Raw genomic sequence first — 24577 nt, 5'->3', positions numbered from 1 at the left:
AGAGGGCGTTCCGTGCCCGGGCGGTGCGAGTCACAGCAGCCTCATCCGTCCCGGCCCGCCCGTCGTCCGGCGATCTGTCGGTCGGCTGTGATGGACTCGCGGACGTGGGATCGGGGACGGCGACGGCCGGGCAGCGGAGCGGCCGGCAGGCCGACGGTCCCCGGATCCGGCTCGTCCGGCCCGCCCCGACGCCTCCGGCGGTCCCGGCCGAGGCGCTCGACGCCGCCCAGGCTGCGGTCGTCGCGCACGGCCGAGGCGCCGGCCCGCTCGTCGTCCTCGGCGGGCCCGGCACGGGCAAGACGACGGCCCTCGTCGAGGCGGTCGTCGCCCGGGTCGAGCGGGACGGCGTCCCGCCGGACGCCGTCCTCGTGCTCGCACCGTCCCGCACCGCCGCCGCCACGCTGCGGGACCGGATCTCCGCCCGGCTGGACCGCACCGTCAAGGAGCCGCTCGCCCGGACGCCGCACGCCTACGCGTTCGGGCTGCTGCGCCGGGCCCGGGTGCTCGACGGGGACGTCCCGCCCCGGCTGATCTCCGGCCCGGAGCAGGACCAGATCCTCGCCGACCTGCTCGCCGGGCACGTCGACGGCGTCGTCGAGGGCCCGGTCTGGCCGCCGGGCGTCGGCGAGGAGATCCGCGCCCTGCGCGGCTTCCGCGACGAGCTGCGCGACCTGCTCATGCGCGCCGTCGAGCGCGGCCTCGGGCCCGACGACCTCGATCACCTCGGCCGCACCCACGACCGGCCCGACTGGGTCGCCGCGGCGGCCGTCCTCGGGGAGTACCTCGACGTCACGGCGCTCGCGACCCCCGGCGCCTACGACCCGGCCGGGATCGTCGACGCCGCGACCGCCCTGCTCGAGACCGACCCCGACCTGCTCGCGCAGGAGCAGGAACGCCGGCTCGTCGTCGCGGTGGACGACGCGCACGAGGCGACCGCCGCGACGCTGCGCCTGCTCGACGTGCTCGCCGGGGAGGGCCGTGACCTGCTCCTCACGGGCGACCCGGACGCCGCGACCCAGACCTTCCGCGGCGCCCGGCCGGCGCTGCTCGCCACCGCCCCGCAGCGGTACCCGCGCCTGGACGGCGGGCCTGCGCCGACCGTCGTCCTGCGCACGGTGCACCGGCACGGCACGGCGCTGCGGGCCGTCGCCCGCCGGGTCGCGGAGCGGATCGGCTCGACGGGGGCCGTCGCGCACCGCGCCGCGCAACCGGTCGCCCCGGCCGACGGCGGCCCGCCCACCGGCTCGGCGCAGGTCGCGCTGCTGTCGTCGGCCTCGCTCGAGGCGGCCTACGTCGCCCAGCACCTGCGCCGCCACCACCTCGAGGGCGGCGTCCCGTGGAGCGCGATGGCCGTCGTCGTCCGCTCGGCCCGGGCGACCCAGCCGCTGCGCCGCGCGATGGCCGCAGCCGGGGTGCCGGTCGCCGTCCCGCCCGCCGAGGTGCCGGTCCGGGACGAGCCCGCCGTCCGGCCGCTGCGCCTGGCGATGCGGTGCGCCCTCTCCGACGCCCCGCCCGCCCCCGAGGACGTCGCCGAGCTGCTCACCGGGCCGGTGGGCGGGGCGGACGCCGTCGCGCTGCGCCGGCTGCGGCAGGCCCTGCGGGCCGTCGAGATCGCCGCCGGCGGCGGCCGGGGCAGCGACGACCTGCTCGTCGAGGCGGTGCTCTCACCGGGCGCGCTCGTGCTCGTCGAGCCCCGGGTCGCCGCCCCGGCGTTCCGGGTGGCGGCCGCCGTGACGGCCGGCCGCACCGCCGCCGCGGTCCCGGGCGCGACCGCCGAGACCGTGCTCTGGGCGCTCTGGGAGACCGCCGGGCTCGCCGCGCCGTGGCGCCGGACGGCGCTGCGCGGCGGCCAGGCCGGGGCCCGCGCCGACCGCGACCTCGACGCCGTCGTCGCGCTCTTCGAGGCCGCCGAGCGGTACGTCGACCGGCTGCCGCACGCCGGCCCGGCCGGCTTCCTCGCCTACCTCGAGGGCCAGGACCTGCCCTCGGACACCCTCGCGGAGCGGGCGCCCGACGGCGAGGCCGTCGCCCTCGTCACCGCGGCCGGTGCCGCCGGCCGGGAGTGGGACGTCGTCGCCGTCCCCGGCGTCCAGGAAGGGGTCTGGCCCGACCTGCGGCTGCGCTCGTCGCTGCTCGGCGCCCAGGCGCTCGCCGACCTGCTCGACGGCCGCTCCGGCGCCGGCGGCGGCACCGTCGCGGCGCAGCGCCGCGCCGTCCTCGACGACGAGCTGCGGACCTTCCACGTCGCGGTGAGCCGGGCCCGCGCGCACCTGCTCGTCACCGCCGTCCGCTCCGAGGACGAGCTGCCGTCCGGGTTCGTCGACCTCGTCGACCCGCTCCCCGACGACGTCGAGGTCCGGCCCGTCACCGACGTCCCGCGGTCGATGACGCTGCCCGCGCTCGTCGCGGAGCTGCGCGGCGTCGCCACCGACGACACCGCCCACCCGGCGCGCCGCGACGAGGCGGCCCGCCGGCTCGCCGAGCTCGCCGACGCCGGGGTGCCCGGTGCGCACCCCGACGACTGGTTCGGGCTGCCCGACCTCACCGACGACCGCCCGCTGCGCGGCCCCGGCGACCTCGTGGCGGTGTCGCCGTCCCGGATCGAGCAGTTCGACCGGTGCGCGCTGCGCTGGCTCCTCGAGTCGTCCGGCGGCACGACCGGCTCCTCGGTCTCGCAGGCGCTCGGCACGCTCGTCCACGAGGTCGCGCAGCAGGTGCCCGACCTCGACCGCGCCGCGCTCGCCGAGCGGCTCGCCGCGACGATCGGGCGGCTCGGGCTCGGCGACGGCTGGGTCGACGAGCGGCAGCGGCAGCGCGCGCACGACATGGTCACCAAGCTCTCCGACTACGCGTCCCAGGCCAGGAAGGCGGGCCGTGAGCTCGTCGCCGTCGAGCGGTCCGTCGAGGTTCAGGTCGGCCGTGCGGTGGTCCGCGGCCAGGTCGACCGGGTCGAGCGGGACGCCGACGGCCGGCTCGTCGTCGTCGACCTCAAGACCGGCAAGTCCGCGCCGGCGTCCGCGGAGCTCGCCCGGCACGCCCAGCTCGGCGTCTACCAGGTGGCCGTCGAGGAGGGCGGGTTCGACGACCTCGCCCCGGGCCGGGAGAGCGGGGGAGCGCTGCTCGTCCAGCTCGGGACGACGCGCAAGAGCGCCGGGGTGCAGGAGCAGCCGCCGCTCGCGAGCGACGACGACCCGCAGTGGGCCCGCACGCTCGTCACGGAGGCGGCCGACGGGATGGCCGGCGAGGCGTTCCCGGCGTCCGGCAACCCGATGTGCCGGATGTGCGCCGTGCGCCGCTCCTGCCCGCTGCAGCCCGAGGGCCGGCAGGTGGGCGCGTGACCGACTCCCAGCTCGGGCTCGACCTCGACGAGCTCTTCCAGCTCGTCCCGGAGGACCGCGCCGCGCGGTCGCGCGGCGGCCGCCGGGCGGGGCCGGCGCGTCCGGAGCAGGGCGGGCACGGCGAGCAGGCGCTGCTGCCGCTCGGCGTCTCGGCCGTCTCCGCCGTCGAGATCGCCCGCGCCCTCGGCCGCCCGGACCCGACGCCCGAGCAGGTCGCGGTCATCGAGGCCGACCCGGCCGCGCCGCTGCTCGTCGTCGCCGGGGCCGGCTCCGGCAAGACCGAGACGATGGCCGCCCGGGTCGTCTGGCTCGTCGCGAACGGGCACGTCGCCTCCGAGGAGATCCTCGGCCTCACCTTCACCCGCAAGGCGGCGGGCGAGCTCGCCGACCGGGTGCGGTCCCGGCTGCGGGCGCTGTACCGCCGCGGCCTCGTCGACGTCGAGCCGCAGCCGGTCACGGTCTCGACCTACCACGCGTACGCCGCCGCAGTGCTGTCCGACCACGGGCTGCGGGTCGGCATCGAGCCCGGCTCGAAGCTCCTCGGCGAGGCGGGCGCCTGGCAGCTCGCGAGCGAGGTCGTCGAACGCTGGGACGGCGACATGTCCGGCGTCGAGAACGTCGCCGCGACCGTCACCGAGGCCGTCCTCGCGCTCGCCGGGGAGTGCGCCGAGCACCTCGTCGAGCCGGCGGACGTCGAGGCGTACCTCGAGGGCGTCCTCGACCGGGCCGTGACGCTGCCCGCCGAGCTCGGCAGCGCCGGCCCCGGGACCCCGAAGGCGCCGGTCCGGGAGCGGCTCGCCAAGCTCGTCGCCAAGCAGCGCGTCGTCCCGCTCGTCGCCGCGTACGCGCAGCGCAAGCGTGACCTCGAGGTGCTCGACTTCGGCGACCAGGTGGCGCTCGCGGCCCGGGTCGCGCTCGACGTGCCCGAGGTCGCCGCGGGCGAGCGCGAGCGGTTCCGGGTCGTCCTCCTCGACGAGTACCAGGACACCAGCCACGGCCAGCTCGTCCTGCTCCGCGCGCTCTTCGGCGACGGCCACCCGGTGACCGCCGTCGGCGACCCGCACCAGTCGATCTACGGCTGGCGCGGCGCCTCGGCGGGCAACCTGCAGCGCTTCCCCGCGGACTTCGCCCGGGCCGGCGGCGAGCCGTCGGGCACCCGGGTGCTCTCGACGAGCTGGCGCAACGACGCCGCCGTCCTCGCGGTCGCGAACCGGGTCGCCGCCGACCTGCGGACGCCGCCGCGCTGGCTGCACCGGGACGGCCGCCGCGGCGAGCACGTCGACGTCCCGCCGCTCGTGGGGCGCCCGCAGGCCGGGCCGGGCCGGGTGGCGCTCGGCTGGTTCGCCACGCTCGAGGACGAGGCCCGCGCCGTCGCCGAGGTCGTCGCCGGGCAGTGGCGCGACCCGGCGGGCCGGCCGAGCGCGGCCGTCCTGTGCCGGGCCCGGGCGCAGTTCCCGCTCGTCGAGGCCGCGCTGCGCGCGCAGGGCCTGCCGGTCGAGGTCGTCGGCCTCGGCGGCCTGCTCACCGTGCCCGAGGTCGCCGACGTCCGCGCCGCGCTCGAGGTGCTCCACGACCCGACCCGCGGCGACTCGCTCATGCGGCTGCTCACGGGGGCCGCGGTCCGGCTCGGGCCGCGGGACGTCGAGGCCCTCGGCGTGTGGTCCGCGGAGCTGAACCGGCGGCGCCGGCGGGCGACGGACGCCCGCACCGGTGGCTCTGCGGACGCCGGACAGCCGGTCGAGGTCGTCGCGGACGCGGTCGACGAGCGGTCGATCGTCGAGGCCCTCGACGAGCTGCCGCCGGAGGGCTGGCGCGGCCCGGCCGGCCAGGAGCTCTCCGCGCCGGGCCGGCGGCGCCTCGACCGGCTCGGCGGCACGCTGCGCGACCTGCGCTCGCGGACCGCGCTGCCGCTCGCCGACCTCGTGCTCGACGTCGAGCGTGCGCTGCTCCTCGACGTCGAGGTCGCCGCCCGGCCGGGGGTGCGACCGGGCGCCGCCCGCGCGCACCTCGACGCGTTCGCCGACGTCGCCGCCGCCTNCGGCGAAGGCGGCGGGGCGCGGGCCGGCTCCGGCGGGTCGCTCGGGGCCTTCCTCGGCTGGCTCGCCGCCGCGGACACCCGTGAGCGCGGCCTGGAGGCCCCGGTCACCGAGGTGCGCGACGACGCGGTCCAGGTGCTCACGGTGCACGCCTCGAAGGGCCTGGAGTGGGACGTCGTCGCCGTCACCGGCCTCGTCGAGGGCACCTTCCCCTCGGGGACGAACGGCCGCCCGCCCGGCCCGGCCAACGGCTGGCTCGGCGACATCGGGGCCCTGCCGTACCCGCTGCGCGGGGACCGGGCCGGGCTGCCGCACTGGCCCGTCGAGGGGGCCTCGACGCAGGTCGACCTCGCCGCCGCGCTCGACGACTTCCGCGAGGCGTGCGGCGAGCACGACGTCGCCGAGGAGCGCCGGCTCGCCTACGTCGCCGTGACCCGGGCCCGGCGGCTGCTCCTCCTGACCGGCGCCCAGTGGGGCGACGGCTCCCGGCCGCGGACGCCGTCCCGCTTCCTCGTCGAGGCCGCCGACCTCGTCGGCGCCGGCGGGGTCGAGATGCTGCACTGGGCCGACGCCGCCGAGGACGGCGTCGCGAACCCCCGGGACGCCCTCGTGGCGCGGGCCGACTGGCCGTTCGACCCGCTCGGCCCGCGCCGGGCCGCCGTCGGCGACGGTGCCGCGCGGGTGCTCGCGGCGCTCGCCGAGCGGCACGCCGCGCCCCCGGTCGCACCGGTCGGTGACCGGGTCGGCTGGGCGCGGGAGGTCGACCTGCTCCTCACCGAGCGCGACGCCTCGACCCGGCGCGACCTCGCGGTCGCGCTCCCGCGGCACCTGTCGGCGTCCAAGGTCGTGGCGCTGGCCACCGACCCCGTGGCGTTCGCGGCCAGGCTGCGCCGCCCGATGCCCGAGCCGCCGAACCCGCACGCCCGCCGGGGCAGCGCGTTCCACGCCTGGCTCGAGGAGCGTTACGGCATGGCCGCGCTCGTCGACGTCGACGACCTGCCGGGAGCCGCCGACGAGAGCGCCGGCGACGAGGATCTCGCCGCGCTCCAGGCAGCCTTCCTCGCGAGCGAGTGGGCCGACCGGGTGCCGGACGCCGTCGAGGTGAGCATCGAGACCCCGGTCGCGGGCGTCGTGCTCCGCGGCCGGGTCGACGCGGTCTTCCGGCTCCCGGGCGACCGCTGGGAGGTCGTCGACTGGAAGACGGGGCCGCCGCCGGGCCGCGACGACGACGCCGGGGCCCGCACCCGCGCCGTCCAGCTCGCGGTCTACCGGCTCGCGTGGGCCCGGCTCCAGGGCGTCCCGGTGGAGCAGGTCGGTGCGGCGTTCTTCTACGCCTCGGCCGGGCGCACCGTGCGCCCCGTCGACCTGCTCGACGCGGCCGGTCTCGAACGGCTCGTCGTGGCGGCGACCGACGGCGCGGACCCGGTGACCGGACGATGACCGGCCGGTGACCGCGGGTCCCTAGCGTCCGGCGCACCGGTCGCAGGCGGCGACCGGACACCTCCCGGGAGCCGACGTGACCCCAGCCCGCCCGACCGCACGGATCCTCTCCGCGACCGCCCTCGCACTGGCGGGGGCTGCCGCGAGCCTGTTCCTCACGGCCGTCCCCGCGTCCGCGGCGGTGACCTCGACCCAGTACGCGGACCAGGCCTTCCCGGCGACCCTCACCTCGCCGACCGCGGACAAGCCGCAGAGCAAGGTGTGGCGGGCGGGCAACCGGTGGTGGGCGGTCATGGTCCCGGCCGGCCGCGGCCGGCCGGGACCANTCGCGGAGAGGATCCGTGCGGTCGGGCGGGCAACCGGTGGTGGGCGGTCATGGTCCCGGCCGGCCGCGGCCGGCCGACGATCCACCAGCTCATGCCCGACCACACCTGGCGCGACACCGGGGTCCTCGTGGACGCCGGCGGAGCGGCTGCCGCGGACGCGGCTGCGGCGTCCCGGCCGGACAGCACCGCGGACGTCCTGGGGCTCGGCAACATGGCGCACGTCGTGAGCCGGACGGCGACCGGCGAGATCCGCTACGAGCGGTTCCAGTACATCGGGGTCGGCAACGTCTGGCTCCGGCTGCCCGGTGCGGCCCGGGTGCTCGCCACGGGCGGGACCGAGTCGGCGTCCCTCACCCGGGACTCGACCGGCATGCTCTGGGTCACCTTCACGCAGGGCAAGCGGGTCATGGTCACCCGGACGGTGTCACCGGGCAGCGGGGACTGGACGCCCGCCTCGGTGCTGCCGGTGCCGGACGCCACCGTCTCCTCCGACGACATCTCGGCGATCACCCGGTTCCGCGGCAGGGTCGGGATCATGTGGTCGGACCAGCAGAGCAGCGCGGTGCGGTTCGCCGTGCACGACGACGGGACGCCGGACACCCGCTGGACGGTCCAGACGGTGCTGTCGGGGGCGGGGGTCGCCGACGACCACATCAGCCTCAAGGGCACCTTCGACGACGACCGGGTCTTCGCGGCGGTGAAGACCTCGCTCGACGACGACCCGGCGTCCCCGGCCACGGCGCCGCTCATCCAGGTGCTGCGCCGGGACGCCGCCGGGCGGTGGACGGTCTCGACGTCGCACACCGTCGCCGACAAGGCCACCCGCCCCCAGCTCGTCGTGGACTTCGTCAACGGCCGGGTGCACGTGCTCACCACCTCGCCGGTCGCCGGCGGGTCGGTCTACCGCAAGGACGCCTCGGCCGCCACGCTCTCCTGGGGGTCCGGCCGCGGGACCGTCCTCATGAGCGCCGCGGGCGCCGTCGTCAACGACGTGTCGACGACGAAGGACCCGGTGTCCGTCGAGGGGATCGTCGCCATCGCGTCGGACAACGCCGCGCACCGGTACCGGCACGCGGAGATCGCCGTCTCGTGATCGCGCCGTCCGTTTCGTCCCCCTGTGGGCGCGGTGCGGTGATCGGGATCGCCCGCGCAGGCGCTTCAGGGGACCCGTCGCGCGGACGACGTTCCAGGCATGGGCGCGACCGCGGGACGCGGGTCGCGGTCCTCGGCGTGCCGCGGGCCGCTCCCGCGGGCTGCCCGGCACCGCGGCGCCCCTGACCGGTCGCTGCAGGAGCGGCTCGGCCGGGCCGGGGTCGCGGCGCTCGGCGTCTCGGCCGTCGCCCTCGTCATCGGGGTCATCGGCGCGGTCTTCTCCGCGACCACGGCGGGACCGCCGTCGGTGTACACCGCCGGCCAGCTCACGTCGTACGTCCCGACGGCCGTCACGGCCTCTCGCACCGCCGCGACGACGTGCCTGGTGTCCTGGACCCCGGCGTCCGGGCTGCCCGCGGGCCTGACGTACGACGTCACGGACGGGACGTCGACGGTGGCGACCGGGGTGTCCGGCACCTCGGTCTCGGTGACGGTCCCGGCGTCGGCGGTGACGCCGCGCGTCAAGGCCCGGCTCAACTCCTGGGTGTCGACGACCTCGACCCCCGCGGCGTCGGTGTGCAACGGGTACCCGGACGCGCCGGGTGCGCTGACGCTCACGCCCTCGGACGGCGCGGTGCAGGCGTCGTGGACGGCGCCCGCGGGCAACGGCGGGACGGTCGCGTCCTACACGGCGACGATCTCCCCGGCGCCGGGGTCCGGGTCGGCGACGTGCACCGCGACGGTGCCGACCACCTCGTGCTCGTGGTCGTCGCTGACGAACGGCCTCACGTACACCGTGTCGGTGACGGCGACCTCGAACCTCGGGACCGGGCCGGCGGCGACGTCGACGACGGTCCCGTACCCGTCGACGGTCATGTCGTCCGGTGCCACGAAGCTGTGGTTCGACGGCGCGGACACCTCGACCCTCGTCGCGTCGTCCACGTGCACCGGCGCCGTCGCGACGACCACGGTGGGCTGCTGGCTGGACAAGTCGGCGTCCGCCGCCCACGCCTCGCAGGGGACCGCCGCGAAGCAGCCGGTGCTGACGACCTCGGCGGGCCGGCAGGTCCCGGGGTTCGACGGCAGCGACGACGGGTTCTCGTTCTCCGCAGCGGCCCTGCCCACGGGCACGAGCAGCAGCACGACGTTCACCGTCGCGACGCTGACGAGCCCGGCCACCGTGTACGGCGTGGTCGTCTCGTACGGGACGGCGACGAGCGGCCAGATGCGGCAGGTCCTCCACCGCGCGGCGACGTCGACGATCCAGGCCGACGCCCACAACGACACGCCCCTGTCGGTCTACGCCGGGACCTGGTCCGCCACGGAGCCGACCGTCGCCGCGACGGAGTTCGCCTCCGGGACCTCGGTGACGCTGTGGCCGTCGGGCCTGGCGGGGACGACGGGCACCGGCTCGTTCAGCACGACGGGCACCTCCGGGGCGATCGGGCGGAAGGCTACCCTGACGGAGTCCTGGCAGGGCCCGGTCGACGAGGTCGTCGTCCTCTCCGGCACGCTCACGGCGACGCAGCGGCGCACCGTCGAGGAGTACCTGGCGCGCAAGTGGTCCGCCACGATCACCCCGGGCGTGCCGACGGCGGTCGCGGCGGCCGCCGGGGACGCCCAGACGACGGTCTCGTGGACGGCGCCGTGGAACGGCGGCTCCGCGGTGACGTCGTACACGGTCACCGCCGTGCCCTCGGACGGCACCCTGCCGACCGTGACGCTGCCCTGCGCGTCGTCGCCGTGCACGCTGACCGGCCTGACGAACGGGGCCACCTACGCGGTCACCGTGGCGGGCAACAACGCCGTGGGCGCCGGACCGGCGTCGACGGCCGTCACCGTCGTGCCACGGCCGGCGCTCCTCGCGAGCAGCGACGCGGTGCTGTGGCTCGACGGCGTCGACGTGGACGGCGACGGAGTCCTCGAGGGGACGGCGGAGTCGTGCGACACCGCGACGTCCTGCGCGTCGACGGCGAACGTCCTGAAGCGGTGGGTCGACAAGACCGGCGGCGGCCGGCACGCCGTCCAGTCGACGACGGCGATGGCCGGCACGTACACGCCTGCGACCGGGCTGGTGTCGTTCTCCGGCAACGGGTACTACCAGACCGCGGCCGGCGTCCCGACCGGGCCGGGGGTCACCGCCTTCTCGGTCGCGTCGTCGACGGACCCGACGTTCAACACCTACGGGTGGCTCACCGGCAGCCGCGCCGCGAACGGCTGGATCCTGCACCCCCACATCAGCTCGACCGGCACCAGCTTCTTCGGCATCGAGGCCGGCGGTTACAACCTGCAGACGACGAACACCGCCATCGTCAGCCCGTCGACCGCTCTCACCGGCCCTCACGTCTGGGACGGCCAGATCTCCGGAGGCACGTCCAGCCAGACCCTCGACGTCGCCGTCGACTCCGTGGTGAGCGGCACGGTGTCGAGCACGACGACCCGGTCGGCGGGGAGCGTCACGCTGACCGTCGGCGCCGACGACTACGACCTCGTGGCGCGTCGTGGCAGCGGCTCCTTCCGCGAGGTCCTCGTCTTCCGGACCGCGCTCACCGCGGCCGAGCGCCGCACCGTCCGCGAGTACCTCGCCCGCAAGTGGGGTGTCGCGATCACGCCGGACGTGCCGGCCACCGTGACCGCGACGCCGTCGACGACCGCCGACCGGACCGCCTCGGTGACCTGGACCGCCCCGGCGTGGAACGGCGGCGCGGCGGTGACCTCGTACACCGTCACCGCGACCCCGTCCGACGTGACGGCGGCGACCGTCACGCAGTCCTGCGCGTCCTCGCCGTGCGCCGTCACCGGGCTCACCGACGGTGCGGCCTACACGGTGACCGTGGCGGCGACGAACGCCGCGGGCACCGGCGCCGCGTCGTCCGGGACCGCGCTGACGACCTACCCCGCCGCGGTCATGACGACGTCCGCGGTGCGGCTGTGGATGGACGGCGCCGACTCCTCGACCCTGTTCACGTCGACGGCGTGCAGCGGGGCCGCCGCCGCGGCCGGGACGGCCGTCGGTTGTTGGAAGGACAAGTCCGCCCAGGCGAACGACGCCGTCCAGTCGACGTCGACCAGGCGACCTCTCGTGAGCAGCCTCAACGGCCGCACCGCGCCGGCCTTCGACGGCACCGACGACCACTACCCGCTCGCCGTCGCCAAGCTCCCCACCGGGACGACGCCGTCGACGCTGTGGGCGGTCGCGGTCCAGGAGGAGGCCGTCCCGTCGTCGACCTGGCGGCACGCGATCGGCTGGGGCGCTGCGGGAACCGGCCTCGGCCGGGTCCTCGAGCGGGGCAACGGGAACAACAACGTCTATCTCGAGACCTACGACACCTGGGCCTCGGTGACACCGACGAAGACGTGGCCGGTGGGCACCGCCGTCGTCACCGACGGCGTCGTCACGTCGACGTCGATGTCGTCGAACGTCAACGGTGCGAGCAACTACACGCTCTCGACGACGAACACGACCGGCACCGCCGACGGTGCGGCGCTCGGCGCCACCGGCTGGAACACGGCGGACACGTGGAAGGGCCGGATCGCCGAGGTCGTCGTGACGAACACCGCCGCGACGTCGGCCCAGACCCGCACCGTCCAGGAGTACCTCGCCCGCAAGTGGGGCGTCACGATCACCCCGTCCGCGCCGGGGACCCCCACCGCCACCGGGGGCTTCGGCGGTGCCACGGTGTCCTGGTCCGCGCCCGCGTGGAACGGCGGCGCCACCGTGACCTCCTACACCGCGACCGCGAGCCCGGGCGGCAGCACGTGCACGTCGGCGACGACGTCCTGCACGTTCAGCGGCCTCGCCGCCGGGACGTACACGTTCACCGTGACGGCGACGAACAGCGTCGGCACCGGGCCCGCCTCGGCGGCCTCGGCCGGCGCGACGGTGACGTCGTACCTGTACGCCTGGGGCGACGGCGACCTCGGCCGCACCGGCGTGATCATGCAGAACTCGACGACCACGACCGCCGTCCGGATGCCCGGCCCGGAGACCTGGCAGGACATGACCGAGGGCGACAACCACGGCTGCGCCATCAGCACCGCAGGCGCCCTGTCCTGCTGGGGACCGAACTCCTTCGGCAGCCTCGGGGTGGGCGACTCGGCGCAGCGCTGGGAGGCGACCGGCGTCTCCGGCGGCGGCACCTGGCTGTCCGTCGACGCCGGCGAGAACACGACGTGCGGCATCAAGTCCGACCAGAGCCTGTGGTGCTGGGGCTACGGCGGTGCGGGCGAGATGGGCGACGGGACGACGACCTCCCGGGACGTCCCGAACGCGGTGCCCGCCACCGGCGTCACGACGTGGGCGCAGGTGAGCGTCGGCCAGAACCACGTCTGCGCCCGGAAGACCGACTCCAGCCTGTGGTGCTGGGGCAGCGGGGGCAGCGGCCGGCTCGGCAACGGCGGGACCTCGAACCAGAGCAGCCCGGTCCAGGTGACCGCGGGCACCGCGTACTCGACCGTCTCGGCCGGCTACGACTCGACGTGCGCCGTCCGGACCTCGGACGCCGCGATCCGCTGCTGGGGCAACGGCCTGTACGGCGCGCTCGGCAACGGCGCCACGGCCGACTCGTCGACGCCCGTCACCGTCTCCGGCGGCCTGTCCTGGGCCACGGTCTCCGTGGCCGACCACTACGCGTGCGGCGTGACGACCGCCGGGTCCCTCTACTGCTGGGGCTACAACGGCTACGGCAACCTCGGTGACGGGACGACGACCGACCGGACGACGCCCGTGCGGGAGAGCACGAGCGCGACGACCTGGGCGACGGCAGGGATGAGCCCGGCCTCGTCGTCCGCCCCCGCGCTCATGACCTGGCAGAACCACACGTGCGCGGTCCGCACCACGGGGGCGCTGTACTGCTGGGGCTACAACGGCTCCGGCCAGCTCGGCGACGGGACGACGTCGCAGCGCCTGTCGCCCGTGCAGGCCGGGTCCTCGACCGCCTGGCGCTCCGTGAGCGGCGGCTTCAGCACGACGTGCGGGCTGCGCAGCGACCAGGCCGTCTGGTGCTCCGGGGACGACGGGTCCGCCCAGCTCGGCATGTACTACAACAACTCCGCGGGCTCTCCGACCCCGCTGATCGCCCCGGCGACGGCGTTCACCGCGGGGGCGACCGGCTACCACGGCGGGTGCGGCGTCCGCGGCGACGGGACGCTGTGGTGCTGGGGGTACGGCTTCTACGGGCAGGTCGGCGACGCGGCGACGACGACGCGGTACGCGCCCGTCCAGGCGGGGGCAGCGTCGACGTGGCGTTCGGTGTCGGCGGGCACGTACGCCGTCTGCGCCGTCCGCACCGACGACTCGCTCTGGTGCTGGGGGTCGACCACCTACGCGCAGACCGGCGTCTCGGGTGCGTCGGGGACGATCACGACGCCCACCGCGGGCCCGGCCGGGTCGTGGTCCTCGGTGAGCGTCGGGGAGACCCACACGTGCGGCATCAAGACCGACGGCACCCTGTGGTGCTGGGGCGACAACCTCAACGGCCAGGTGGGCGACGGCACGACGACGGACCGCACCACCCCCGTGCAGGTCAGCGCGACCGGCGCGACGACCTGGTCGACGGTGAGCGCCGGCTACTTCTCGACGTGCGGGGTGCCGGCGACCGGTGCCGCGGCGGGCAAGCTCTTCTGCTGGGGCGACAACGGCAGCGGCCGCCTCGGCGACGGGACGACGACGCAGCGGAACGCGCCCGTGCAGATCGGCACCGCGACGTGGTCCGGGGTGAGCGTCGGCCGCGCCCACGCCTGCGGGGTGCGGACCACGGGCACCCTGTGGTGCTGGGGCCTGGGCAGCAACGGCCAGGTCGGCGACGGCACGTCGACGAACCGCAGCGCCCCGACCCAGGTCGGCAGCGCCACGACGTGGGCCGAGGTGAACGCGGCCTACGAGTTCTCCTGCGCCCGCCGCACCGACGCGACCCTGTGGTGCTGGGGGCTCAACAACAACCGGATGCTCGGCAACCGGGACACGACGAACCTGTCGTCACCGAACCAGGTGCCCGGCGTCACCGTCTCCCGGCTCGGCGACACCCACGCCTCGGCGCGCACGAGCGTCGCGCTCTCCTGACGGGTCAGCCCGTCAGCTCGTCAGCCCCGCAGCCCGTCAGCCCGGCAGGTCGACGTCCGCTACGGCCGCGCAGTGGTCGCTCACGGCGAGCCGCTCGACGCGGCCACGGACCCGGCTGCCCTCCGGCAGCCCGTGGGCGAGCACGTGGTCGAGCTGGACCCGGGGCCCGGGGGAGGGGAACGTCGGGCCGGTGACGAGCGGCGTCCACCGGGTGATCCGCGCCGGCAGCCGGCCGGGCAGGTTGAGGTCCCCGAGCAGGACGTGCGGGCCGGGCAGCGTCCGGACCCAGTCCCGCAGCCGGCGCAGCTGGCGCACGTTCGCACCGGGCACGAACGACAGGTGCGTCGCGACGACGGTGACGGCCGGCTCGGCGAGGACGGCGGCGATCGCGGCCCGCGGCTCGTCGGGGATCCACAGCAGCCGCGGCGGCCGGGTCGGCAGCGGGATCGGGTACCGGCCGCGTGCCGGTGCCAGGCGCAGCACGTGCCAGGAGACGACCGGGCGGGTCGTCACGAGCGCGATCCCGTACGTCGGGTCGGCCGCCGCGCCGTCCGGCGGTGGGTCGTGCTCGTGACCGGACGGCGGGTGGTCGTCGGGCGCGGGCAGCCAGCCGTCCTCGCCGGGCGTGCCGTGGACGAGCCCGAGGTAGCGGTGCGCGCCGCCCAGCGCCGCGGCCGCGAGCGCCGCCTGGTCGACCCCGCCGGACCGCGGCTGGAACCGGTCCACCTCCTGGAGCGCGAGGACGTCGGCGCCGGTCGCGGCGACGGCGTCCGCGAACCGCTGCGGGTCTGTGCCGCCGTCGTCCAGCGAGCGGCCGGAGCACGCGTTGAAGGAGACGAGCCGCAGCCCGCCGGCGGCGCCCGTCGAGGGGCCCGGGGTCACCAGGACGAGCCGTCGACGGCGGCGTCGAGGTCGGCGAGCATCGCGACGGCGTCGTCGACGACCTCCGCGTCGTCCGCGGTGACGCCGTGCAGCAGCCAGCGGGCGCAGGCGAGCTCGGAGGCGAGCCGGGCGCGGCGGGCGAGGTCGCCGTCCACCGGGGTGCGCCGGGTGTGCGCGTACGCCTCGAGGACGGCCTCGGCCGCGTCCTCGTCGGCCGCGGCGAGCACCCACGCCAGGTCGTCGGCCGGGTCGGCGACCCGGGCCTCGCCCCACTCGAGGACGCCGACGACGTCCGCGTGCTCGGTGAGCACCGTCTCGCTCGCGAGGTCGCCGTGCACGACGCACGGCATGAACCGCCAGGCGCCGGCCTCCTCGATCGCCTTCTCCCAGCGGGTGAGCAGCCCGGCCGGCACGTGCCCGGTGGCGGCCGCCCGGTCCACCTCGGCGAGCCGGCGCTGGCGGTACTCCTCGGCCGTGTAGACCGGCAGTCCGGCCTCCTCGACGACCCGGTCGGGCAGGTCGTGGATCGCGGCGATGCTACGGCCGAGCGCGGCGGCCAGACCGGGGCCCGGCTCGAGCGTCGCCGGGTCGAGCGGCTCGCCCGCGAGCGCCCGGGTCACGACGGCGGCGGTGCCGTCGGGCAGCGGGGTCCGGCCGGCGATGTCCGGCACGGCGAACGGCAGGTAACCGGCGAGACCGGCGACGAGCCGGCCCTCGGCGTCGAGCCGGGCGGCCGCGGTCGCGGTGCGCGGTACCCGCACGACCCAGCGGCGCCCGAGGTCGTCCTCGAGGTCCGCGGCGTCCACCTCGGGGTCGTGGCTCGTCCGCGCGGCGGCGGCCGCGGGCTCGAGGCCGCGGACGGCGGCGCACGCGAGCGCAGCGAGGGCGAACGGGGAACGGTCGGGCACGGGCTCCACCGTAAACGGTCCGCGGCCCCGCACCGGGGTGCACCCACCGACGCGGGCCGGGCCGCCCCGCGTGACGCGGAGCACGACCTAGGGTGGGCCCTCGTGACCACCCACGCCGCCACCGGCGACCAGACCGCCCCGCGCCCGCCGCTCGCCGAGCTGGCGCTGTCCCGCGCGACGCTGGACCGCGACGCCGAGCGCCGCACCCGGGAGGGCCTGCTCGACGGGCTGCTCGCCGACCCGGCGACCCGGGTGCTCGTCCTCGAGGGCGACCGCGGTCTCGTCACCGGTCTCGGTGCCGAGGGCGACGCCTGGTCCGACGCCGCCGTCGACGGCGCGGCGCCGGAGGGGCCCGGCCTGCTCCTGCTCGACCCGGCCGCGGCCCGTGCAGCCGTCGCAGCGCTCGGGGCCGACCCGCTGACCGGCGTGACCGCCGCCTACCTCGGCGTCGACGGCCCGGACCGGGCCGCGTACGTGCTCCTCGCCGTCCCGAGGATCCCGGTGCCGCTGACCGGCGGCCCGCAGGCGGCCCCGGCCGAGCACCCGGCCCCGGCGGGCTCGCGCTGGGCCGGGCTGCGCGAGGTCGGCCCGCTCGTCGACGCGACGGGCGCGGGGCTGCTCACGGCGTCCGTGGCGTTGTCGAACTGGCACTCGACGCACCCGCGCTGCGCCCGCTGCGGCGAGCCGACGGTCGTCGCGACCGCCGGCTGGTCCCGCAAGTGCCCGGTCTGCGGGGCAGAGCACTACCCGCGCACCGACCCTGCGGTGATCATGGCGATCGAGGACGACGAGGGCCGGATCCTGCTCGGCCGCCAGCAGGTCTGGCCGCCGAAGCGGTACTCGACGCTCGCCGGCTTCGTCGAGCCCGGGGAGTCGCTCGAGGCCGCCGTCCGCCGCGAGGTCTTCGAGGAGGCCGGCGTCCGGGTCGGCGAGGTCACCTACCAGGGCAGCCAGCCGTGGCCGTTCCCGTCGTCCCTCATGCTCGGCTTCTCCGGCCGGGCCACGAGCACCGAGGTCACGGTCGACGGCGAGGAGCTCGCGCACGCCCGGTGGTGGAGCCGCGAGGAGCTCGCCGCCGACGTCGCGTCCGGCGAGCTGCTCCTGCCGCCGGCCGTCTCGATCGCCCGCCGGCTCGTCGAGCAGTGGTTCGGCGGCCCGCTCGACGAGGCCGTGGAGGCCTGGCGCTGATCACTTGACAGACGAAATGGATTTCGTCATTCTCTGGTGTCGAGGGGAGTACCCCACGACACGGTCCGTCGTCAGGACGGCTCCACGGACGGAGCCCGGCGGCCGGGCCGGCCACCACGACGGTGCGCCGGCGGGGGAGACCTCTGGTCCCTGACCGGAGGTTCCCGTGCCGCTCGACCTGTCCGTGCCCCTGTGGGCCTGGCTCGCCGTTCTCGGCGTCATCCTCGTCATGCTCGCCGTCGACCTGTTCGCGCACCGCGACAGCCACGTCATCGGCGTCCGCGAGGCCGCCTGGTGGTCCGGCTTCTGGGTGCTCCTCGGCGTCGGCTTCGGCGCCGTCGTGTGGCGGGCCTGGGGTGCCGAGGCGGCGACCCAGTACTACGCCGGCTACGTCATCGAGAAGAGCCTGGCCGTCGACAACGTCTTCGTCTGGGCGGTGATCTTCACCTGGTTCGCCGTGCCCCGGGAGTACCAGCACCGGGTGCTCTTCTACGGCGTGTTGGGGGCGCTCGTCCTGCGCGGGGCGTTCATCGCCGGGGGGTCGGTGCTCATCTCGTCGTTCTCCTGGGTGCTCTACGTGTTCGGCGCGTTCCTCGTCTTCACCGGCGTCCAGATGTACCGGCACCGCGCCACGCACATCGACCCGTCGCGCTCGCGGGTGCTGCGCTGGTTCCGGCGGGTCGTCCCGCACACGGACGAGTACCACGGGGCGCGGTTCACCGTCGTGCGGGCCGGCCGGCGGCTGGCCACCCCGCTGCTGTCGGTGCTCGTCCTCGTCGAGGTGACGGACGTCGTCTTCGCCGTCGACTCGATCCCGGCGATCTTCGCGGTCACCCAGGAGCCGTTCCTCGTCTTCACGGCCAACGCGTTCGCGATCCTCGGGCTGCGGGCGATGTACTTCCTGCTCGCCGACCTCGTGCACCGGTTCGTCCACCTCAAGGCGGGCCTGTCGCTCGTGCTCGTCTGGGTCGGCGTGAAGATGCTGCTCCTCATGGCCGACGTCAAGATCCCGACGCTCGTCTCGCTGGGCGTCGTCGCGGCACTCGTCGGAGGGTCGGTCGTGCTGTCGCTGCGGGCCACCCGCGGTGTCCCGGCCCCGGCCGCGGTGGACGGCCCCGGTGGGCCCGGTGGCCCCGCCGGTCCCGCCGGGCCGCCGGCGCTGACCCGGGCGCACCGGTCCTCGATGGAGGAGTGAGGTCCCGCCGGTCCGCCGGGTCGGTCACGACCCGGCGGACCGGTGCCCGTCCCGGGCGCCGTCGTCCGGGACGACGAGCGCCGGCCGGGCCGGGTGGTCGAACCGGACGACGAGCCCGCCGGCCGCGAGGACGCGCGGGGCCGGGTCGGTCTCGTCGAGGTAGCGCCGCCAGGCGGCCAGCACCCGCTCGCGGTCGTCGTCGGGGAGCCGGCGCCGCTGCGCGGCGGGGGTCACCTCGAGGTGGACGACGACGTCGAACGCGTCGGCGAGCTCCCAGCGGGCGAGGAACGGGCCGTCGGCGACGACCACGAGCCCCGGGACGGCGACCGTCGCGGGCTCGCGGTACGAGCGGTCGGTCGCCGGGTCGCGCAGCCGGGCGAGCCAACGCCCCGACCCGCCGGGACCGAGCGGGTCGAGCACCTCCCGGCGCAGCGCGTACATGTCGAGCCAGCCCTCGTAGTACGCGTCCGGGTCGGCCGGACCGTACTCCAGGCGCAGCGACCGGGAGCGCAGCCAGTCGTCAGCGCGCACCCTGCCCGTCGGCACCGCACGCTCCGCGAGGGCGGCCGCCACGGCGTCCGCGAGGGCCGCGCCGTCCGCCCCGACCGGGCCGTCGACCCCGACCCGGACGGCGTGCCCGCCGGCCGCGGCGACGGTGCCGCGGACGCCGACGGCCACGCCCGCGACGTGCGCGGCGAGCGTGGCCGTGGAGTGCGGGACGACGTCCAGCGGGTCGGTCGGCTCGGGGCCGGTCTGTGACGGGCCGGCCGTCAGGCGGACAGCCGCGCCTTGACCTCGGCGAGCGACGGGTTCGTCGAGGCGGTGCCGTCCGGGAACAGCACCGTCGGCACGGTCTGGTTGCCGTTGTTGACCTGCATGACGAACTCGGCGGCGTCCGGCACGTGCTCGATGTTCACCTCGGTGTAGCCGATGCCCTCACGGTCCAGCTGCTTCTTGAGTCGCTGGCAGTACCCGCACCAGGTGGTCGAGTACATCGTGATCGTGCCGGGCGCGGGGGCTTCCATCGTGCGCGTCTCCTCGGGTTCGGTGGGGCGGGTGCCGGGCGTTCGGGCAGTCTGGCGGCCCCGCCCGCCGGGTCCTGGCCGGCGGCGGGCGGGGCCGCTTGACATGTCAACGTACGGCCGGGGGTGCGATCTTCCCGGGCCGGGGTCGCCCGCCCGCCCGGCTGTCGCCGCTCCTTGGCAGGATGGCCCCCGATGCCCGGTCCCGAGCCCGTCCTCACCACCCTGCTGCCGTCCGCGGACGGCGTCCTCGCCGCGCTCGACCCCGAGCAGCGCGAGGTGGCCTCCGCGCTCCACGGGCCGGTCTGCGTGCTCGCCGGTGCCGGCACCGGCAAGACCCGCGCCATCACGCACCGGATCGCGTACGGCGTCCACAGCGGGGTCTACGTCCCGCAGCAGGTGCTCGCGGTGACGTTCACCGCCCGGGCCGCGGGGGAGATGCGCACCCGGCTGCGTGCGCTCGGCGTCGGCGGCGTCCAGGCCCGGACCTTCCACGCCGCGGCGCTGCGCCAGCTCTCGTACTTCTGGCCGCAGGCCGTCGGCGGCGCCCCGCCTGCGATCCAGGAGCACAAGGCCGGCCTCGTCGCGGACGCCGCGGCGCGGATGCGGCTCACCGTCGACCGGGCCGCGATCCGCGACCTCGCCGCCGAGATCGAGTGGGCCAAGGTCACCCTGCTCACGCCCGAGCGCTACGTCGCCGCCGCGACCCGGGCCGGTCGCGGCGAGCCGGGCGGGTTCGACCTGCCGACCGTCGGGCGGGTCCTCGAGCTCTACGAGGACGTCAAGACCGACCGCGGCGTCATCGACTTCGAGGACGTCCTGCTCCTCACGGTCGGCATCCTCGAGGAGTACCCGGCCGTCGCGGCGACGATCCGCGGGCAGTACCGGCACTTCGTGGTCGACGAGTACCAGGACGTCTCGGCGCTCCAGCAGCGGCTGCTCGATCTGTGGCTCGGGGACCGGGAGGACGTCTGCGTCGTCGGCGACCCGGCCCAGACGATCTACTCCTTCACCGGCGCCTCGCCCGAGCACCTGCTCGCCTTCCCGAAGCGGCACCCGGGCACGCGGACGGTCCGCCTGGAGCGCAACTACCGCTCGACCCCGCAGGTCGTGGCGCTCGCGAACGGCCTGCTCGCGACGTCCGGCCCGGCGGGCACCCCGGCGACGGCGCGGCTCACCCTCACCGCCCAGCGCGAGGCCGGCCCGGCCCCGACCCTCACGGCGTACGACGACGACCTCGCCGAGGCCTCGGGGGTCGTCCGCGAGGTGACCCGGCTCATGGAGGCGGGGGTGCGGCCCAGCGAGATCGCCGTCCTCTACCGGACGAACGCGCAGGCCCAGCCGCTCGAGTCGGCCCTCGCCGACGCCGGGATCTCCTACCTCGTGCGCGGCGGGGAGCGGTTCTTCCAGCGCAAGGAGGTCCGGGACGCCGTCCTGCTCCTGCGCGGGGCGGCGCGCGCGTCCGACGGCACACGGCCGCTCGGCGACGAGGTCCGCTCGGTCCTCGCGTCGGCCGGCTGGACGCCGGTACCGCCGTCGACGGGCGGTGCGGTCCGGGAGCGCTGGGAGTCCCTCCAGGCGCTCGCCGTCCTCGCCGACGAGCTGGCCGCGGCCCGCCCGGGCACCGTCGTCACCGACCTCGTCGCCGAGCTCGAGGAGCGCGCCGCCGCCCAGCACGCCCCGACCGTCGAGGGCGTCACGCTCGCGTCCTTCCACGCGGCCAAAGGTCTGGAGTGGGCCGCGGTCCTGCTCGTCGGGCTCTCCGAGGGCCTCATGCCGATCTCGCTCGCGCAGGGCTGGGAGGCCGTGGAGGAGGAGCGCCGGCTCCTCTACGTGGGGATCACCCGGGCCCGCGAGCACCTGCTGCTGTCGTGGACCCGGTCCCGCACACCGGGCGGGCGGGCGACCCGGGAGCCGTCGCGGTTCCTCGACGGGCTCATCGGCGCCCCCGCCGGCCGCGCTCCGCAGGGCGGCTCCCGCGGCCCGGGCCGGGACGGCGACGGGCCGCGCCGCTCGCGGAGCAAGACGTCGCTGCCGACCGCCTGCCGGGTCTGCGGCACGGTGCTGTCGTCCGGGGCCGAGCGCAAGACCGGCCGCTGCGGGGACTGCCCGCCGGCGTACGACCCCGAGCTCTTCGCGCGCCTGCGCGAGTGGCGGGCACGGGTCGCCGCGGAGGCGAAGGTGCCCGCGTACGTCGTCCTCACGGACGCGACGCTCGTCGCGGTCGCCGAGGCGGTCCCGCGGGACGTCGCCTCCCTCGCCGCCATCGCGGGCGTCGGCAAGGCCAAGCTCGACCGGTACGGGGCGGCGCTGCTCGCCGAGCTGGGCGCCGGGAGCGGTCCCCCGAATGGGTGAGCCGCCGGGATCGTCCGCTTCGGGCCCGGTGTCCGGTTCCCGTTGCGGGAGAAGGACTTTCGGTCCGCGCGACGACCGGCCGCAAAGATCGTCGAAAAAAGTTCGGAAAACACGACGGAAAATACGTTGTGGCTCGTTCGTAGCGTCGTCTAGCCTTCATCGCATCACAGAACGCCACGTGCTGCGCCCACGCGCGCACGGGGCCCGAGACCGGGAGGAGGTGGCAGACATGATCGCGATCACGACCGAGAGCGCCTACGGCGTCATGACCGGTGCTTCGCGCGCTGCCACCTCGCCGCTCAGCGGCCGCGTCCGGGCAGGCGTCAACCCGCTCCGCAGCTGGGCAGACCTCTGCCCGCAGGCGCCCATGGCCCACGTGTCCCTCGAGCTCGTCGGCGACCTGATCGCCGGCGTCCGCAACGACGGTCCGGCGGACGAGTCCGCCCGCACCGCGGCAACGCAGAAGTTCGGTTTCGACAAGCAGTACGGCACCACCCCGCACCAATCGGGTACCAGAGTCTGGAAGCCGCCGGTCTAGCACCGGCGAGACGCCTCCTCAGGCCGCGGAACCCGATCACGGGATCCGCGGCCTTCGTGTTCCTCCCGCGGATCCCGGCAAGGACTCCGGCGACGACCGTCGCCGGGTAGTTCGAGCCGCCGGTCGACCCGCACCGGCGGACCGCCGTGACGGCGGCCCGGTCACAACCGGTGCCCCGAGGAGAACGAGGAGGTGACGACGATGCAGCTCACCGCTCTGCTGGACACCCTCGACGAGGTCGTCCAGGAGCAGACGCCGACGATCCCGTGCCGGGTGAACGACTCCGAGCTCTGGTTCGCCGAGTCCCCCGCAGACGTCGAGACCGCGAAGTCGCTCTGCCAGCCCTGCCCCGTCCGCACGTCGTGCCTCGCCGGTGCCCTCGAGCGCCGGGAGCCGTGGGGCGTCTGGGGTGGCCAGCTCTTCATCGCCGGTGTCGTCGTGGCCCGCAAGCGGCCGCGTGGGCGTCCGCGCAAGAACGAGGCCGCGGCGTGAGCGCCGTCCGGCTCGCCGTCGCAGCCCGCCGGGCGGCAGCCCGCGCCGCCGCCACGTCCGTCTCCCCGTCCGTCACCGACCGCGCCGCAGCCCGGTCCCGCACCGAGCACGACGCACTCCTCGACGGCACCGACCGGTGCCTCGAGACCGACATCCGTCTCCGCCTCGCGCGGACGCAGCCCAGGAGCACCGACATGTACGCAAGTCAGCACGTCCTCAACGAACAGCTCGCACGCCACCGATGGCACGAGCTGAGTAGCGAGGCCCAGCGGTCCCGCGTCGTGCGCGCAGTGCGCGCCGAGCGCCGGGCCCGTCGGGCCGAGCGATCCGCGCAGCGCGCCGTCCAGTCGGCGCGCCTCGCATCCCAGGCCGCGCTCCGCGCGGCCCAGCAGCTCGTCTGACGACGAGCGGCACCCGCACCGGGGCGGTGGGTGCAGCCAGGAGAGGCGGGAGCCGTCGTCACGTCCGACGGCTCCCGCCGGCGACCGGCCGCCCACCCCTCGGTGCCACCCCTCACGTGGTGCGGCTCACACGCCGCGGACGTACGTGGAGCACGCGCACGTGCTCCGTCAGGAGCAACCGAAACGGCGGTTCCTGCGTCTTGTCGGGTACGCGGTAGGGCCGGGCCATGTGAGGGGATGGCCCGGCCCTGACGTCTGCCGGGCCCGCGGCCTCCCTGCCGGTCGCCGTCAGGGGACGAGCAGGACCTTGCCCGTCGTCCGGCGACCCTCGAGCAGCTCGTGCGCCTGCCGGGCCTGTGCCAGCGGCAGCCGCACCCCGACGCGGACGTCGAGACCGCCCGCCGCGACGAGGTCCAGGACGGCGCCCGCCCGCGCCCGCAGCTCCTGCGTCGTCGCGATGTAGTCGCCGAGCGTCGGCCGGGTGAGGAAGAGCGAGCCCTTCTGGGAGAGCAGCAGCGGCGGCACCGGGTCGGGCGCACCGGACGCGTTGCCGAACGTCACCATGAGGCCGCGCCGGCGCAGCAGGTCCAGGCCCCGCACGAAAGTGTCCTTGCCGACCCCGTCGTAGACGACGTCGAGCGCCTTCGGCCCCGCGAGCCGCTCGACGGCTCCGGCGAAGTCCTCGGCCCGGTAGTCGATGACGTGGTCGGCCCCGGCGCCCCGCGCGAGCTCGGCCTTCTCCGGCCCGCCGACGGTCGTGAAGACCTCGGCGCCCGCCTGCTTGGCGAGCTGGATGAGCAGCAGCCCGACGCCGCCCGCACCCGCATGGACGAGGCAGCGGTGCCCCGGGCCGAGCGCGAAGGTGTCGGTCACGAGGTAGTGCGCGGTCATCCCCTGGAGCATCGCCGCCGCGGCGGTCTCGGGGTCGACACCCGGCGGGACGACGACGACCTCGCCCGCGCGCCGGACGGACTGCTGCGCGTAGGCGCCGACCCCGCCCGCCCAGGCGACGACGTCCCCGACCCGGACGTCGTCCACGCCGGCGCCGACCGCCGACACCGTGCCGGCGCCCTCCTGGCCGAGGACGACGGGCAGCGGCGTCGGGTAGAGCCCCGAGCGGACGTAGGTGTCGATGAAGTTCACCCCGGCGGCGGCGACGTCGACGAGGACCTCGCCCGCCGCGGGCGCCAGCGGTGCGACGTCGGCGACCTCGAGCACCTCGGGTCCGCCAGTGGCCGTGATCCGGACGACCTGCACGTGAAGCTCCTTCGCGACGACGGTGGCCGGCGCCGGGTGTCCGGCC

At 76.3% G+C, this 24577-nt stretch carries 14 protein-coding genes and 1 pseudogene; 10 read left to right on the top strand and 5 right to left on the bottom strand.

Annotation, left to right across the window (positions count from 1 at the left end; all coding sequences use genetic code 11):
- Nucleotides 1-104: 104 nt before the first annotated feature.
- From ECOMGDLI_RS07930 to ECOMGDLI_RS36425, 4 genes and pseudogenes are all read left to right on the top strand, one after another.
- Nucleotides 105-3338 (top strand): ATP-dependent DNA helicase, encoded by a 3234-nt coding sequence (locus ECOMGDLI_RS07930; protein ID WP_198954663.1) that lies wholly within the window; start codon nucleotides 105-107, stop codon nucleotides 3336-3338.
- Nucleotides 3272-5375 (top strand): annotated as a pseudogene (locus ECOMGDLI_RS36735) (ATP-dependent helicase); the annotation flags it as partial. The gene ECOMGDLI_RS07930 and the pseudogene ECOMGDLI_RS36735, both read left to right, overlap by 67 nt.
- A 113-nt stretch (nucleotides 5376-5488) precedes the next feature.
- Complete coding sequence (locus tag ECOMGDLI_RS36730) at nucleotides 5489-6814, top strand: PD-(D/E)XK nuclease family protein (protein ID WP_369812725.1); 1326 nt, start codon at nucleotides 5489-5491, stop codon at nucleotides 6812-6814.
- Between the two features lie 1518 nt (nucleotides 6815-8332).
- Nucleotides 8333-14293 carry a fibronectin type III domain-containing protein gene (locus ECOMGDLI_RS36425; protein WP_088315818.1) on the top strand — a complete coding sequence of 1987 codons (5961 nt, stop codon included), beginning with the start codon at nucleotides 8333-8335 and terminating at the stop codon, nucleotides 14291-14293.
- 36 nt (nucleotides 14294-14329) lie between these two features.
- On the opposite strand, the gene ECOMGDLI_RS07905 is transcribed toward ECOMGDLI_RS36425, so the two are convergent.
- Both ECOMGDLI_RS07905 and ECOMGDLI_RS07900 read right to left on the bottom strand, forming a co-directional pair.
- A complete protein-coding gene (locus ECOMGDLI_RS07905) occupies nucleotides 14330-15139 on the bottom strand; it encodes an endonuclease/exonuclease/phosphatase family protein (protein WP_088315864.1) in 810 nt (269 codons plus the stop codon).
- A 32-nt stretch (nucleotides 15140-15171) separates the two neighbouring features.
- Entirely contained in the window at nucleotides 15172-16083 is a 912-nt protein-coding gene (locus ECOMGDLI_RS07900) for a phosphotransferase (RefSeq protein ID WP_088315863.1), read from the bottom strand.
- Between the two features lie 102 nt (nucleotides 16084-16185).
- On the opposite strand from ECOMGDLI_RS07900, the gene nudC reads away from it, so the two are divergent.
- Both nudC and ECOMGDLI_RS07890 read left to right on the top strand, forming a co-directional pair.
- Nucleotides 16186-17271 (top strand): NAD(+) diphosphatase, encoded by a 1086-nt coding sequence (nudC, locus tag ECOMGDLI_RS07895; RefSeq protein ID WP_233153358.1) that lies wholly within the window; start codon nucleotides 16186-16188, stop codon nucleotides 17269-17271.
- 178 nt (nucleotides 17272-17449) lie between these two features.
- A complete protein-coding gene (locus ECOMGDLI_RS07890) occupies nucleotides 17450-18466 on the top strand; it encodes a TerC family protein (protein WP_088315859.1) in 1017 nt (338 codons plus the stop codon).
- A gap of 24 nt (nucleotides 18467-18490) precedes the next feature.
- On the opposite strand, the gene ECOMGDLI_RS07885 is transcribed toward ECOMGDLI_RS07890, so the two are convergent.
- Both ECOMGDLI_RS07885 and ECOMGDLI_RS07880 read right to left on the bottom strand, forming a co-directional pair.
- The gene (locus tag ECOMGDLI_RS07885; protein ID WP_088315816.1) at nucleotides 18491-19144 is read right to left on the bottom strand and encodes a uridine kinase; all 654 of its coding nucleotides are present in this window, start codon (nucleotides 19142-19144) and stop codon (nucleotides 18491-18493) included.
- A 92-nt stretch (nucleotides 19145-19236) separates the two neighbouring features.
- Nucleotides 19237-19491, bottom strand: coding sequence for a mycoredoxin (locus ECOMGDLI_RS07880; protein ID WP_088315814.1), 255 nt, complete (start codon nucleotides 19489-19491; stop codon nucleotides 19237-19239).
- A 192-nt stretch (nucleotides 19492-19683) separates the two neighbouring features.
- Between ECOMGDLI_RS07880 and ECOMGDLI_RS07875 the strand changes: the two genes are divergently transcribed.
- From ECOMGDLI_RS07875 to ECOMGDLI_RS07860, 4 genes are all read left to right on the top strand, one after another.
- The gene (locus ECOMGDLI_RS07875) at nucleotides 19684-21843 is read left to right on the top strand and encodes an ATP-dependent DNA helicase UvrD2 (RefSeq protein ID WP_088315812.1); all 2160 of its coding nucleotides are present in this window, start codon (nucleotides 19684-19686) and stop codon (nucleotides 21841-21843) included.
- 229 nt (nucleotides 21844-22072) lie between these two features.
- The gene (locus ECOMGDLI_RS07870; RefSeq protein WP_088315810.1) at nucleotides 22073-22381 is read left to right on the top strand and encodes a hypothetical protein; all 309 of its coding nucleotides are present in this window, start codon (nucleotides 22073-22075) and stop codon (nucleotides 22379-22381) included.
- A gap of 201 nt (nucleotides 22382-22582) precedes the next feature.
- Nucleotides 22583-22873: a WhiB family transcriptional regulator gene (locus ECOMGDLI_RS07865; RefSeq protein ID WP_088315857.1), complete on the top strand. Its 291-nt coding sequence runs from the start codon at nucleotides 22583-22585 to the stop codon at nucleotides 22871-22873.
- Nucleotides 22870-23274: a hypothetical protein gene (locus ECOMGDLI_RS07860; RefSeq protein ID WP_088315808.1), complete on the top strand. Its 405-nt coding sequence runs from the start codon at nucleotides 22870-22872 to the stop codon at nucleotides 23272-23274. Before ECOMGDLI_RS07865 ends, ECOMGDLI_RS07860 begins: the two co-directional genes overlap by 4 nt.
- A gap of 288 nt (nucleotides 23275-23562) precedes the next feature.
- Here ECOMGDLI_RS07860 and ECOMGDLI_RS07855 read toward each other — a convergent pair whose 3' ends face one another.
- Nucleotides 23563-24531 (bottom strand): quinone oxidoreductase, encoded by a 969-nt coding sequence (locus tag ECOMGDLI_RS07855; RefSeq protein WP_088315806.1) that lies wholly within the window; start codon nucleotides 24529-24531, stop codon nucleotides 23563-23565.
- Nucleotides 24532-24577 lie beyond the last annotated feature (46 nt).

It is taken from the genome of Kineosporia sp. R_H_3, from assembly GCF_002198675.1.
In the GTDB taxonomy this organism is placed as follows: domain Bacteria; phylum Actinomycetota; class Actinomycetes; order Actinomycetales; family Kineosporiaceae; genus R-H-3.
Note: the sequence above shows the minus strand (reverse complement) of the source record. Positions and strands in the feature narration are given on the sequence as shown.

Bases quoted from the DNA above. Each gene is read 5' to 3' on its own strand.
- ECOMGDLI_RS07880 (WP_088315814.1), bottom strand. From the start codon at position 19,491: ATGGAAGCCCCCGCGCCCGGCACGATCACGATGTACTCGACCACCTGG.
- ECOMGDLI_RS36425 (WP_088315818.1), top strand. From the start codon at position 8,333: ATGGGCGCGACCGCGGGACGCGGGTCGCGGTCCTCGGCGTGCCGCGGG.
- ECOMGDLI_RS07875 (WP_088315812.1), top strand. From the start codon at position 19,684: ATGCCCGGTCCCGAGCCCGTCCTCACCACCCTGCTGCCGTCCGCGGAC.
- ECOMGDLI_RS07865 (WP_088315857.1), top strand. From the start codon at position 22,583: ATGCAGCTCACCGCTCTGCTGGACACCCTCGACGAGGTCGTCCAGGAG.
- ECOMGDLI_RS07870 (WP_088315810.1), top strand. From the start codon at position 22,073: ATGATCGCGATCACGACCGAGAGCGCCTACGGCGTCATGACCGGTGCT.